The sequence below is a fragment of the Roseovarius aquimarinus genome (assembly GCF_043661195.1).
Taxonomy (GTDB): domain Bacteria; phylum Pseudomonadota; class Alphaproteobacteria; order Rhodobacterales; family Rhodobacteraceae; genus Roseovarius; species Roseovarius aquimarinus.
Genome location: NZ_JBIHMM010000005.1, coordinates 39,955 through 52,884 on the forward strand (window position 1 = coordinate 39,955; position 12,930 = coordinate 52,884).

12 protein-coding genes and 1 tRNA gene are annotated in these 12,930 nt (G+C 66.6%); 9 read left to right on the plus strand and 4 right to left on the minus strand.

From position 1 onward, the window contains the following. Positions 1–15: 15 nt before the first annotated feature. Entirely contained in the window at positions 16–849 is an 834-nt protein-coding gene (locus ACGRVM_RS15115) for an NAD-dependent epimerase/dehydratase family protein (RefSeq protein WP_394624066.1), read from the plus strand. Then, the gene (locus ACGRVM_RS15120; RefSeq protein WP_377172993.1) at positions 846–1,451 is read left to right on the plus strand and encodes a sugar transferase; all 606 of its coding nucleotides are present in this window, start codon (positions 846–848) and stop codon (positions 1,449–1,451) included. Before ACGRVM_RS15115 ends, ACGRVM_RS15120 begins: the two co-directional genes overlap by 4 nt. Before the next feature lie 4 nt (positions 1,452–1,455). Here the strand turns inward: ACGRVM_RS15120 and ACGRVM_RS15125 are convergent, their stop codons facing one another. Continuing rightward, positions 1,456–2,430, minus strand: coding sequence for an NAD(P)H-dependent glycerol-3-phosphate dehydrogenase (locus tag ACGRVM_RS15125; RefSeq protein ID WP_377172995.1), 975 nt, complete (start codon positions 2,428–2,430; stop codon positions 1,456–1,458). Between the two features lie 248 nt (positions 2,431–2,678). Here ACGRVM_RS15125 and ACGRVM_RS15130 point away from each other — a divergent pair, with 248 nt between their 5' ends. The 4 genes from ACGRVM_RS15130 to ACGRVM_RS15145 all read left to right on the plus strand — a co-directional run bounded on the left by ACGRVM_RS15130 (position 2,679) and on the right by ACGRVM_RS15145 (position 5,750). Then, a complete protein-coding gene (locus ACGRVM_RS15130; protein ID WP_377172997.1) occupies positions 2,679–3,812 on the plus strand; it encodes a polysaccharide biosynthesis/export family protein in 1,134 nt (377 codons plus the stop codon). Positions 3,813–3,875: 63 nt separating this feature from the next. Then, positions 3,876–4,619 carry a phosphatidylserine decarboxylase gene (locus ACGRVM_RS15135; protein WP_377173085.1) on the plus strand — a complete coding sequence of 248 codons (744 nt, stop codon included), beginning with the start codon at positions 3,876–3,878 and terminating at the stop codon, positions 4,617–4,619. Next, the gene (locus ACGRVM_RS15140) at positions 4,616–5,341 is read left to right on the plus strand and encodes a CDP-alcohol phosphatidyltransferase family protein (RefSeq protein WP_377172999.1); all 726 of its coding nucleotides are present in this window, start codon (positions 4,616–4,618) and stop codon (positions 5,339–5,341) included. The genes ACGRVM_RS15135 and ACGRVM_RS15140 overlap by 4 nt, the downstream gene beginning before the upstream one ends. Positions 5,342–5,471: 130 nt before the next feature. After that, positions 5,472–5,750, plus strand: coding sequence for an NnrU family protein (locus ACGRVM_RS15145; RefSeq protein ID WP_377173087.1), 279 nt, complete (start codon positions 5,472–5,474; stop codon positions 5,748–5,750). A 355-nt stretch (positions 5,751–6,105) separates the two neighbouring features. On the opposite strand, the gene ACGRVM_RS15150 is transcribed toward ACGRVM_RS15145, so the two are convergent. Both ACGRVM_RS15150 and ACGRVM_RS15155 read right to left on the minus strand, forming a co-directional pair. After that, complete coding sequence (locus ACGRVM_RS15150) at positions 6,106–8,361, minus strand: Hint domain-containing protein (protein WP_377173000.1); 2,256 nt, start codon at positions 8,359–8,361, stop codon at positions 6,106–6,108. 217 nt (positions 8,362–8,578) lie between these two features. Further along, positions 8,579–8,662 (minus strand) — tRNA-Leu (locus ACGRVM_RS15155). Between the two features lie 211 nt (positions 8,663–8,873). On the opposite strand from ACGRVM_RS15155, the gene ACGRVM_RS15160 reads away from it, so the two are divergent. Further along, a complete protein-coding gene (locus tag ACGRVM_RS15160) occupies positions 8,874–9,332 on the plus strand; it encodes a Hint domain-containing protein (protein ID WP_377173002.1) in 459 nt (152 codons plus the stop codon). On the opposite strand, the gene ACGRVM_RS15165 is transcribed toward ACGRVM_RS15160, so the two are convergent. Then, on the minus strand, positions 9,329–10,876 hold the full coding sequence (locus ACGRVM_RS15165) for an NAD(P)H-hydrate dehydratase (RefSeq protein WP_377173004.1): 1,548 nt from the start codon (positions 10,874–10,876) through the stop codon (positions 9,329–9,331). The genes ACGRVM_RS15160 and ACGRVM_RS15165 overlap by 4 nt on opposite strands. Positions 10,877–11,050: 174 nt before the next feature. On the opposite strand from ACGRVM_RS15165, the gene ACGRVM_RS15170 reads away from it, so the two are divergent. After that, positions 11,051–11,389, plus strand: a complete 339-nt coding sequence (locus tag ACGRVM_RS15170; RefSeq protein ID WP_377173005.1) for a P-II family nitrogen regulator — start codon at positions 11,051–11,053, stop codon at positions 11,387–11,389. 78 nt (positions 11,390–11,467) lie between these two features. Next, positions 11,468–12,874 carry a type I glutamate--ammonia ligase gene (glnA, locus tag ACGRVM_RS15175; protein WP_377173007.1) on the plus strand — a complete coding sequence of 469 codons (1,407 nt, stop codon included), beginning with the start codon at positions 11,468–11,470 and terminating at the stop codon, positions 12,872–12,874. The last annotated feature ends 56 nt before the right edge of the window (positions 12,875–12,930 follow it).

The window sequence follows — 12,930 nt, forward strand, 5'->3', positions numbered from 1 at the left end:
GGCGGGCAGGCCCCTTTGCGCGTTCTCGTGATCGGTGGCACGGGCCGCGTGGGGCGCATGCTCCGTCGCCATTGGGATGCGCATCCGCCGCGCGGGATAACGCTCATTCATCAGGCGCGGCGCGGCGGCGACGTGACGTGGAGCGCCGAGGACGGACCCGAGGCGCTCGCCGCGCTCGGCCGGTTCGACAGGCTCCTTGTGCTGGCCGGGGTCACGCCCGGCCCCGGGGCGGACATGGCGCAGAACGCGGCGATCGCGCGCGCCTGCCATGCGGCGGCGGCCCGGATGGGCGCGGCGCATATGCTTTTCGCGTCGAGCGCGGCGGTCTATGGCGCCGCCCGTGCGGCACCCTATTCGGAGCGCGACCGCCCCGCCCCGACCTGCGCCTATGGCCGCGCCAAGCGCGAGGCCGAGAAGGCGGTCGCAAACGGCGCGCCGCCCGTCACGGCGCTGCGGATCGGCAACGTTCTCGGCGCCGACATGCTGATGCTGAACGCGCGGGCCGCGAGCGGCGCGGCGCCCCTCCTGCTCGACCGCTTCGGCGATGGCAGAGGGCCGCAGCGCAGCTATATCGGCCCGCAGACATTGGCGCGCGTGCTGGAGACGCTTTTGCGGCAGGGGCCATTGCTGCCCGCCGCGCTCAATGTCGGCGCTCCCCGCCCCGCCGCGATGCGGTCGCTGCTGGAGGTGTCCGGCACGCCCTTCGCCATGCGCCCCGCACCGAGCGATGCGGCGCAGACCCTCACCCTCGATTGCAGCGCGCTGGCGGCGATCCACGCGTTTCAGCCCGAAGCTTCCGATCCGGCCGCGATGCTGGGGGAATGGCGCCGTGTGAGGGACCCCCAATGACGCCCTTCAAGCGCCTTTTCGACATTCTCTCGGCCCTCTTCCTCGGCACGCTGCTCTTGCCGCTCATGCTCGGGGTGGCGGCGCTCATCCTCATACGCGATGGGCGCCCGATCTTCTACGTAGCCGAGCGGATGAAGACGCCGCAGGAGGCGTTCGGCCTCATCAAGTTCCGCACGATGGTGCCCGCGCCCGGCGACAGCGGCGTCACGGGCGGGCACAAGGCAGCGCGGTTGACGCGGACGGGAAAGACGCTGCGCAGAACACGGCTGGACGAGCTGCCGCAGATCCTGAACGTGCTGAAGGGCGATATCAGTCTCGTCGGCCCGCGCCCGCCGCTCAGGGCCTATGTCGAGCGGTTTCCCGCGCTCTATGCCGAAGTGCTCAAGTCGCGCCCCGGCATCACCGGCCTCGCCACGCTTCATTTCCACGAGCACGAGGAAAAGCTGCTTTCGCGCTGCACGGCGAGCGATGAGGCCGACCGCGCCTATGCGCGGCACTGCGTGCCCCGCAAGGCGCGGATCGATCTGATCTATCAGCGCCGCCGGTCGTTCTGTTTCGATTGGGAAATCATGCTCAAGACCGTGTTCAGGCGTCTGCGCTGATCCGTCAGAATTCTTCCTTGATGGGCCGCGCGAGCAGCGCGCGCATCGCACCATCAGGCGTCACCTCGCCCGCGAGGATGCGGCGCGTCGCCTGAAGGATGGGCGCATCGACACCCGCCGTCTCGGCGATGCGCCCAGCGATGCCGACCGTCGCCGCGCCCTCGGCCAGCGGGCGGTTCGCCAGATCCTCGCCCCGGCCGAGCGCCATGCCATAGCCGAAATTGCGCGACTGGGCCGAGGCGCAGCTGAGCATCAGATCGCCGAAGCCCGAAAGGCCCATGTAGGTCTGCGCCTCGCCGCCCATCGCGGCGCCGAGGCGTCGCAGTTCGACGAAGGCGCGGGTGATGAGCGCGGCCTTGGCGCTCTCGCCGTATCCCATGCCGATCACGATGCCCGCCGCGATCGCATAGACGTTCTTGAGCGCGCCGCCCGTCTCGACGCCGATGATGTCGGCGCTGGCATAGGCGCGGAACGCATCCGATCCGAGCGCGCGGCAGAGCGCGAGCGCCGCTTCGTCGTCGGCGGCGGCGAGGGTCACCGCCGTCGGCTTGCCTGCCGCCACATCGGACGCGAAACTGGGCCCCGAAAGAACCGCCTGCGCATGATCGGGGCATATCTCGGCGATGACGCGGCTGAGCGTCAGCCCGCTCGCCACCTCGATGCCCTTGGCGGTGTTCACGAGCGTTGCCCGTGGCGGCAGATGCGGCAGGTAATCCGGCAGCGCCTGCCGAAGCGATTGCGCGGGCAAGGCGAGAATGACGATATCCGCCCCAGCGAGCGCGGCGGGATCGGTGCCCGCCTCGACGGGGTCGGGCAATGCCATGCCGGGAAGATAGCGGGGATTGGCCGCGTCCTCGCGCAGCGCGCGTGCCACCTCGGCATCGCGGCAGACGAGCGCGACGGTGCGCCCCGCCCGCTGCGCCGCGACGGCCAGCGCCGTTCCCCAGGCACCGCCCCCGATGACGACAGTCCTCTCCATTCCCTCGCCTCGCCCGATGTCGAACATGCAGCGCAGACTAGCGCGCGGGCATGGGAGGCGAAACCGGCAATCTTGAAGAAGCGCGTGGCGGTACTCCAATGATTTTGGCGCTTTACGAAACCGATAAATCCGGTATTGAATTCAACCTTTAATTGTATATGCGCATATGTGAACGACTTTCGGCACCCCGCGAAATGTTGGTGGGCCCGCCCTGATCTGACGACATCGCGCGGAAGAGGACTGCCTGCGTGAGCCTGCTCAGCAAGACGATCACCGCCACATTGAGATACGCGGCGCTTGGCGTGGCCATCGGCACACTCGGGGCGTGCGGCCTGCCGCGTGGCGCCGCGCTCACGTCGGCGATCGTGCAGGAGGAGCGGGCCGAAAGCCCCACCTATCAGGTCGTGCGCGTGGGCCGCGTCAACGCCGCCGCGATCGCGGGCTGGCCTGCGACGGGCACGAACACGCATTACAGCTGGCCCGACGCGCATGGCGGCCAGAGCGGCAACATCATCCGGGCGGGCGACAAGGTCAATCTCGCGGTCTGGGACAATCAGGAAAACTCGCTGCTGACGCAGGCCAACGCGAAATCCGTCACGATGGAAGGCCTGACCGTCTCGCCCGCGGGCGAGATCTTCGTGCCCTATCTCGACGAGGTGAAGCTGAGCGGGCAGACGCCCGCGCAGGCGCGGCGCGAGCTTCAGAACCGCATCAGCGCCATCGTGCCCTCGGCGCAGGTCCAGCTCGAGCTGATGCCGGGCGCGAACAATTCGGTCGATCTGGTCTCGGGGGTGGCGACGCCCGGCAGCTATCCGATGCCGGACCGCAGTTTCAGGATCCTGAGCCTGATCGCGCAGGGCGGCGGGATCGCGCCGGGGCTGCGCTATCCGCTGGTCCAGCTTCAGCGCGCGGGCCGGACCTACAGCATCCGCGCCGAGCGCCTCTTTGCGGATGCGTCGCAAAACGTCACGCTGCGCGGCGGCGACAGCGTGGTCGTGCTCGAGGACCAGCGCTATTTCACCGCTTCCGGCGCGACCGGGACCGAACAGCTCATCCGGTTCGAGCAGGAGGAGATCACCGCGCTCGAGGCGCTCTCGCTCATCGGCGGGCTCTCCGACACCCGCGCCAATCCCAAGGGCGTGCTCGTGCTGCGCGATTATGGCGCGAGGGCGCTGCGCACCGATGGCAGCGGCCCGTCCCAGCCGCAGATCGTCTTCGCCTTCGATCTGACGAGCGCCGACGGGCTCTTCGCGGCGCGGCATTTCAAGGTAGAGCCCGAGGATACCGTGCTGGCCACCGAATCGGCGGTGACCTCGGTCAGGACGGTTCTCGGCCTCGTGGGGTCCGCCTTCGGCGTGGCGAGTTCCGTCCAGAACTACTGACGCGCGGCATTGGACAAATCGGCCGCGACGCGCCATAAGGTGCGCCGGCGTCTCGCGCGCCGGGTGCGCCCTCTTCGCGCGCCCTCGCCCTCCACAAGGTTTGAAAGCACCCTCATGAACATGCTCAAGATCGTCGCCGTCCCGATGCACCGAGAGGGACGCAAGTTCGTGGCGATCTTCGCCGCGATCACGCTGCTTCTCGCGCTCGTCTGGGAGCCGCTCTTCTGGCTCGGCGTCGGCGCGACAGTCTGGTGCTACTACTTCTTCCGCGATCCGGTGCGCGTGATCCCGCAGCAGGAGGGGCTGGTGCTCTCGCCCGCTGACGGGGTCGTGTCGCTCATCCAGGATGTGGTGCCGCCCAAGGAGCTCGATCTGGGCGCGGCGCCCGTCTGCCGCGTTTCGGTCTTCATGAACGTCTTCAACTGCCATGTGAACCGTGCGCCCCTCGCAGGGACGGTGCGGCGCATCGCCTATCACAAGGGACAGTTTCTCAACGCCTCCTTCGACAAGGCGAGCGAGCTGAACGAGCGCAATTCGCTGACCATCGAGACGGCGAGTGGCGCGCGGATCGGGGTCGTGCAGATCGCGGGCCTCGTCGCGCGGCGCATCGTGTGCTTCACCCGCGAGGGGGCAAGCCTCGAGGCGGGACATCGCTTCGGCCTGATCCGCTTCGGAAGCCGGCTCGACATCTACCTGCCCGAAGGGGTGCGCCCGCTCGTGTCGGTGGGCCAGACGGCTGTGGCGGGCGAGACGATCCTCGCCGATCTCGCCGCCCCCGAAGCGCAGCGTCCAGGCATCGCGGTATGAGCACGCCCGAAAGGATCAAGCTGCGCCATCTCGTGCCCAGCATCGTGACCGTCTTCGCCATCTGCGCGGGTCTCACCGCCGTGCGGATGAGCCTCGAGGGGCATTTGCAGGCCAGCCTCTATTTCATCCTGCTCGCCGTCTTTCTCGATGCGGCGGACGGCAAGCTGGCGCGGTTTCTCGACACCGCCAGCCCCTTCGGCGCCGAGCTCGACAGCCTCGCCGATTTCTTCAATTTCGGGATCGCGCCCGGCCTCGTGGTCTACAACACGCTCTATACAGGCACGGAGCATTCGAGCGCCGGGTGGCTCGCGGTCCTGATCCTCGCGGTCTGCTGCGCCCTGCGGCTCGCGCGGTTCAACCTCTCGACGCATCGCCCGGACGTGACGCTCAAGAAGGACGGTTTTTTCGTCGGCGTGCCGGCCCCAGCGCTCGCCTGTCTCGCGCTGATGCCGGTCTTCCTGCATCTGAGCGGGTGGGAGAATACCGACTGGCCGCTGCTGCGCGCGCTCTACATCATCGGTGTCGGGCTGCTGGCGGTGAGCACGATCCCGACATTCTCGATCAAGCACGCCTCGATCCGCCGGGCGCATCTGCCCTTCGCCGTCGTGGGCGCCGTCGTGCTGGTCGTCTGCCTCGTCGTCTACCCCTGGCCGACGCTGATCGCCGGCAACCTGCTCTACCTCGCGACCCTGCCCTTCTCCTACCGGGCGTTCCACAGCTGAGCCGGTCCAGGGCCCAAGATTTCAGTATGGCGGCAACCTGTCCGCGACATTCGGAGAGAGTTGGCCTCTTCATGGCCCGGCCACGCGTCCGGTTTCAGACGATGACATCGCTTCATCACAGACGTGGCGTATTCCCAGGTGGGCCGACGGCGCACCGGCCGCGCGCCGCGTGGGGCATACCTGCCTCATTCTCGCGCCGAGCCTCGCCAGGCCAAACCCACTTTCTTTCGGAGGCGCCCGTGACGCCGCGTTCAATCCGGTGCGTCGAGGCATGGTACGGATCTTTCGCCACACTGTCCTCGGCGGCCTCGAGCTCAGGGCCGGATTGCACCTGCTTTCGAACGACGACTTAACACATGTTCTGGTTTTCGGCATTCTCACGGGGTTCGCCATCGCTGGCATGCCCTGATTGATTACCGCAAAAGGCGCGACATGGGCCATGCCCCTTGGATCGACCCGGCGATCGGCGATTTTTTATTGCGTCCTAAGCTTCGAAGCCGAGGTCGTGGATGGTCTGACGCTGCGCATAACGGCTGGCATTGCGGTACCCGCGGCGCTCCTTTCCCTGCATCCCTTCGTGATCGGCGTTCCGGCCTTGCGGGCGAGTGGAAATTACGATCGCAAAAAGGACTGCCTCACGGAAAACAGATTGGCAGACGTGTTCTTAGATGACTCGATCCCGGACAGACCTGCTAAAATGGCCTGGCACCGACCTTAAGAACACCGCCCCTACCGCTCGCTGTACCACCTCGCCTGAGGCTGGCTCACGCCACAAGAGCGACGGGCGCGGGCCTCGGCAGCAGCAATTGGGCCTCGTGGCCCTTCAGGCAGCGGCGGGCGGTCTTGCCGTAGGCGCTCGGGTCGGCGCGTAGTTCGGGGAAGATGCCGAACATCTCTTCGCGAGATCGATCCGAGATCGCCGAGATCCCGATATCGCCGGCGTGGAAGCTCTCGGTGGCGGCGCCGTCCGCGTAGACCACCTCGTGGCGATCGAGCATCATGTGGATGTAGGTCACTTCGGCTTGCGGCGCCGCGATCACATCGCGTCCGTCGATGAGATGCTTGGCGGCGACGAGGACTTCGTCGCAGCCGAAGAGAAGCTCGGCCTTGTAACCGGTGAAGAGAAGGCGATGCTGCGGCGAGACCAGCAGGCTCCGCGCCGCGCCGTCGAGCACATGGGCGGCGATGGAAACGGGCGCGAACGTGTCCGTGCCGGGAACCGTGCGGGATCCGATCCATCGGATCGGCTGGGGGCCATTATCACGGGTGATCACCATGTCGCCGGGGCGCAGGGTCTCGATCGCCCGCTCGCCACGGGGCGTCAGGATCCGCGCGCCGGGCGTGAAGCAGATGATGTTCTCGATTTCCGAGAAGGTGACGACCGTGCCGTCGCTCAGCGCAAAAGTGCCGGACAATCCGCCCGGGGCGCCGGGGGCGCTCGTGAAGGTGATGTCGTTCTTGCTGACGGTGGAATCGAGTCGCAGCGTGTCGGTTCCATTGCCGCCGACGATGGTGATGCTGCCCGTGCCCGCTTCGGAGGGTGTCTGGAGCACGAAGAAATCGTCGCCGTCGCCGCCGTAGAGCGTGTCGTTCTCGCCCGCGATCAGCGTGTCGTCGCCGCCCTCGCCGAGGACCAGATCGGCGCCCGCGCCCCCGCTCAGGAAATCGTCGCCGGCGATGCTGTCGGTGCCCACGATCAGCGGGCTGCTGGCCAGATCCTGCGCGGTGCCGCCCGGCGGGGTCACGCGCCCCGACAGAACGTTGCCGCCCAGGTTCTCCCAGTAGCGCGCTTCGATCGTGTAGCTCTCGCCCGCCTCGAGCGTCACCTCGCCCCAGCGGGTCGTCGGGGCCTGGTGGAAATCGTTGTTGAGGAACGTGCCGGTCGAGCCGTTCTGATTGGTGAAGGTGACCGGATTGCCCTGACCATCGAAGATGCGCAGGGTCGAGCCGTCGTCCGATGTGGTCTCGAACCGGTAGACCCCGTCCGCCGTGGCGATCAGCTTGGATGTGTAGATGATCCCGTAATCGTTCGGATCGGTCTGGCCCGTCGCCTGCTGGCCGTGAGCGGTGACGTTGAACCCCGCAGAGGTGCCGGAGGCCGCGAGCGTGCCGCTTTCGATCGTGAAGGCCTGTCCGTTGGCCGAGGTGAAATCGCGGGTATAGACCCGAAAGCTCCACCGCTCCGCGGGGCCGCCGTCGCCATAGAGCACGTCATTGCCAGCGTTACCCTCGAGGCTGTCGTCGCCCGCGCCGCCGATCAGCGTATCGGCGCCGCCCTGTCCGAGAAGCGTGTCGTTCCCCGCCTCGCCGCTCAGCGAGTCGTTGCCCGCGCCGCCGAGCACCGAGTCGTTGCCCAGCCCCGCCAGCACGGTGTCGTTGCCCGCCCCGGCGTCGATCACATCGTCGTTGAACCCCGGACCGCTCAGCCCGTCACCGTTGTCGACGCGGTCCGACCCCGATGCGACCTGCTCGATATAGGCGGCGTCGATGAGATCGTTGCCCGCAGTGCCGTCGACCACGGCATTGTCCCAACCTTGCAGGATGCGATCGGCCCCGAGATTGGTGTTCGTGCTGTTGCTGACGCTGTTGAGGGTGATCGACACGATGGGCGTCGATTCGAGAATGCCCACATCCGCGTTGTTCGTGAATTCCGGCGCGAGGAACAATTCGTTCGTGGTGGATTGCGCCAGAACCGCCGTGATCACCTGCGTGCTGCCGTTGGCGAAGGTGATCGTCGCGTTGAAGACCGTGAGGCCGTCGAAGACGAAGGTTTGGGTGCCGCCGCCGATATCGGTCGAGAACGCGTCGTTCGTGACGTTGTTGTCCATGTCGAGCGCGCCCGATGCGCCCCCGATGTCGACGGTCGTGACGCTGGTGATGCGCTGATAGAGCGGATCGCCGGCGGTGCCGTAGCTCCGCCCGACGAAGAGCGCCGCATTCTCGGCATTGCTGTTGCCCTCGGTCGGATCGAGCGACTCGGTCTCTTTGCCCAGATATATCCAGTTGAAGGTCGTCGGCATCTCTTGGAGTCCCGTTGTTTCCGAAACGGATACACTCTGTCTGCGGCGGCATTCCGTACAAATTCGGGCGAATTTGAGGCAGATCGCGCGGAGATTGGGCGGAAAGAGCGAAAAGTCAGGTGAACATAGTAAGGGACTTGGCGCTACATTTCAAAACTTTCGTTCGCAATACCAGCACAAGGCAACGCCGAATTCTCGGATACTCCCGACTTAGAGATGGTGCGGGTGAAGGGACTCGAACCCCCACGCCAAAGGCGCCAGAACCTAAATCTGGTGCGTCTACCAGTTCCGCCACACCCGCACGCGGCGCCGGGCCCGGTGGGGCGCGGCGCCACGCCCGAATAGCGCAGCGCGGCGCGCGAGGCGAGGGGGAAAATCGCGCAGGCGACGCGGGCGGCACAAAACAGGCGACATTTACGGGATGTTGGTTTATGCTCGCTACCCATAACGAGCAGATAAAAAAACGGACATACGCCATGACGCCGAAAACGGCCGGGCGCGATCACGGGCAAATGACCCTTGAGGCCCTCTCGGAGCCTGCCGGAGTGCTTTCCGGCAGCATCATTCTCACGCTCGACGGGGAGATTCCCGTCGAACATCTCATGCAGGGCGATCGCATCATCACGCGCGATTGCGGCACGGCGACCCTTGTCGGCGTGCATCGCCACACCGTGCGCACCCGCGCGGTGCGCATTCTTGCGGGATCGCTCGGCGACACGCGGCCCGACTGCGACGTCGTGCTGCCCGAAGGCCAGCAGATTCTGGTGCGCGATTGGCGTGCCGAGGCGCTCTTCGGGCTGAAACAGGCGGCGGTGCCCGCCCACGCGCTGATCGACGGGGAGTTCATCACCTCCGAAGGCATGACGACGATGACCCTTCACGAGCTGCAATTCGACGGGGCGCACGTCATCTACGCCGATGGGCTCGAGCTGATCGCGCAGACGTGGCAAGCCGCGCGGCGGGTCGCCTAGCCGATCTCGCGGGCGAGACCGCGGGCCAAAACTTTCGGCAGAACCTCGGGCAGATCCTCGGCGATGAGGCCCGGCCCGAAAAGCCGCGCGCATTCAACATGGAGCCATGCCGCGCTGCATGCCGCGTCGAAGGGCGCTTGGCCCCGCGCCAGCAGCCCGGCGACGAAGCCCGTCAGCACGTCCCCCGACCCCGCCGTGGCGAGCCATGGCGCCGCGCGGTCATAGGCTGCGGCATTGAGCGCGCAGCGCCCGTCCGGCGCCGCGATCACCGTATCCGGCCCCTTGAGGAGCACCGTGCAGCCCGCGCGCGCCGCGGCCTCGCGGGCGGCATCCACCTTCGAATAGGCAGGCCCGCCGGTCGGCGCGGCCTCGAGGCGTTCGGCGATGTCCGGGAAGAGCCGGGCGAATTCGCCGCCATGGGGGGTGAGCACGCATGTCTCGTGAAGAAGTTCGAAGAGGGACGGCCCCTCGGCGAGGAGCGTGAGCGCGTCGGCATCGAGGACGGTGGCCCGCCGCGCCCTCAGCGCGGCCTCGGTCAGCGCCGCCTCGCCCTTGCCGGTTCCGAGGCCCGGCCCCAAGGCGAGCGCGTTGATCCGGCCGTCCTCGAGCGCTTGCTCCAGCGCCTCGGCATCGGGGATGCGGCGCAGCATCACCGCCGTCACCTGCGCCGCGACCTCGAGCTGTGCGGCGGGCGGCACGCCCAGCGTCACCAGCCCCGCACCGATCCGCAGAGCGCCGCGCGCCGCGAGGCGTGCAGCGCCCGTCCGGCCCGCGCCGCCCGACAGGACCAGCGCATGACCGTGCCCGTATTTGTGGCTGGCATCGGCCTTGTGCAATGCACGCGGCCCCGGCGCGGGGTTCAGCCGGACATGCTCGGACCTCGGCGTCTCTTCGAGGCCGATGTCGGCCACGACCACCCGGCCGCATTTCGCAGGCCCCGAGCCGAGGTAATTGCCCAGCTTCGGCGCATGAAAGGACACGGTGAGCGCCGCCTCGACTGTCGCTGTGCCATCTCCAAGATCGCGCCCGCTGTCGCTGCAAAGCCCCGAGGGCATGTCCACAGCCACCGTCCTGAACCGCGCGCCCGTATCGGATGCGCGGGCGGCCACCCAGTCGAGCGCAGCGCCCTCAAGAGGCCGCTTGAGGCCGGTGCCGAAGAGGGCATCCACGAAAAGATCCGCCTCATGCGCGAAGCGGGGGGCGTCGGCAATATCACCGATCTCGCCCATCGCCTGCCACCGCCCGCAGTTCGATTTCGCATCCGGGGGCAGCTTCTCGGGATCGCCCAAGAGATAGACCCCGACCTGCCAGCCCCAATCCTGCAAGAGGCGCGCGATGACGAACCCGTCGCCGCCGTTGTTGCCCGGCCCGCAGAGCACGGCGGCGCGGTGGGGCGCCTTCGCGAGATCGGGCCACTCGGCGAAGATAGCATCGACGACACCCCGCCCGGCGCGCTCCATCAGCTCCAGCCCCGTCGCGCGCCCCGACGCGATCGCTTCGGCTTCGATGGCTCTCATCTGCGCGGCGGTCAGCAGGTCTGTCATGAAATGCCCTCCCGAGATTCAGTTTTGCACAAAAAACAGGCGATGCGCCCAAAATTCAGGCATCTCGCCGAATTGCCTCCGGGGCGGCCCGCGCCCCGCAGCCTATCCGATTGAGCCTCGGGCGGGCGCATGATCTTTCGGGCGCGACGACGGGACATACCAAGGAGCCGGGCGATGAAAAAGATCGAAGCGATCATCAAGCCGTTCAAGCTGGACGAGGTCAAGGAAGCGCTGCAGGACGCGGGCATCCAGGGCCTTTCCGTGATCGAGGTCAAGGGCTTCGGCCGTCAGAAGGGCCATACCGAGCTCTATCGCGGCGCCGAATATGTCGTCGACTTCCTGCCCAAGGTGAAGATCGACGTGGTGCTGGACGACGACCAGGTGGATGCCGCCATCGAAGCCATCATCGAGGCCGCCAAGACCGACAAGATCGGCGACGGCAAGATCTTCGTGAGCCCGGTCGAGCAGGCGATCCGCATCCGCACCGGCGAGACCGGCTCGGACGCGCTCTGACGCAGCATTCGACCCGAACCGACAACCCCGACCGACCAGATTGATACGACACGCAATACCCAAGTGGAGGACCACAGAATGAGCACAGCCGAGTTTCTCAAGACCATCAAGGACGAGGGCGTCGAGTACGTCGATATCCGCTTTACCGACACGCGCGGGCGTCTTCAGCACGTGACCATCGTCGCCGACCTCGTGGACGAGGATTTCGTCGAGGAAGGCTTCATGTTCGACGGCTCGTCGATCGCGGGCTGGAAGTCGATCGAAGCCTCGGACATGAAGCTGATGCTCGACACCGACACGGCCTATATCGATCCGTTCTATGCGGAAAAGACGATCTGCGTGCATTGCACCGTCGCCGAGCCCGACACCGGCGAAGCCTATGAGCGCGACCCGCGCGGCACCGCCGAGAAGGCCGAGGCCTATCTCAAGTCCACCGGCATCGGCGATGTGGCCTATATGGGCCCCGAGGCGGAATTCTTCCTCTTCGACAACGTGCGTTATGCCAACACGGTGAACAAAGTCTCCTACGAGGTCGACGCGCAGGACGGCTCGTGGAACACCGACACCGAATACGAGATGGGCAACATGGGCCACCGCCCGGGCCTCAAGGGCGGCTATTTCCCGACCAACCCGACCGACGACGCGCATGATATCCGCGCCGAGATGCTGAGCACGATGAAGCGCCTCGGCATGAAGGTGGACAAGCACCACCACGAGGTCGCGTCCTGCCAGCACGAGCTGGGCCTGATCTTCTCGACGCTGACCAAGCAGGCGGACGAGATCCAGAAATACAAGTACGTCATTCACAACGTGGCGCAGGCCTACGGCAAGTCGGCCACCTTCATGCCCAAGCCGATCTATGGCGACAACGGCAGCGGCATGCATGTGAACATGTCGATCTGGAAGGACGGCAAGCCGCTCTTCGCGGGCGACAAATACGCCGATCTGAGCCAGGAAGCGCTGTGGTTCATCGGCGGTATCCTCAAGCACGCGAAGTCGCTCAACGCCTTCACCAACCCGACGACCAACAGCTACAAGCGCCTCGTGCCCGGCTTCGAAGCGCCCGTCCTGCGCGCCTATTCCGCGCGCAACCGGTCGGGCTGCGTTCGCATCCCGTGGACCGAGAGCCCCAAGGCCAAGCGCGTCGAGGCACGTTTCCCCGATCCGGCGGCGAACCCCTATCTGGCGTTCTCGGCCCTGCTGATGGCCGGTCTCGACGGTATCAAGAACAAGGTCGATCCGGGCGAGGCGATGGACAAGAACCTCTACGATCTGCCCGCCGAAGAGCTGGAAGGCATCCCCACCGTCTGCGGCAGCCTGCGCGAAGCGCTGACCGAGCTGTCGGCCGACATGGACTACCTGCTGGCCGGTGACGTCTTCACCAAGGACCAGATCGCCGGTTATATCGAGCTGAAGATGGAAGAGGTCCTGAAATACGAGATGACACCGCACCCGGTGGAATTCGGCCTCTACTACAGCTGCTGAGCGGGCAGCCGCAAAATGCTCGAAGGGCGCCCTGTCATGGGGCGCCCTTTTCGCTT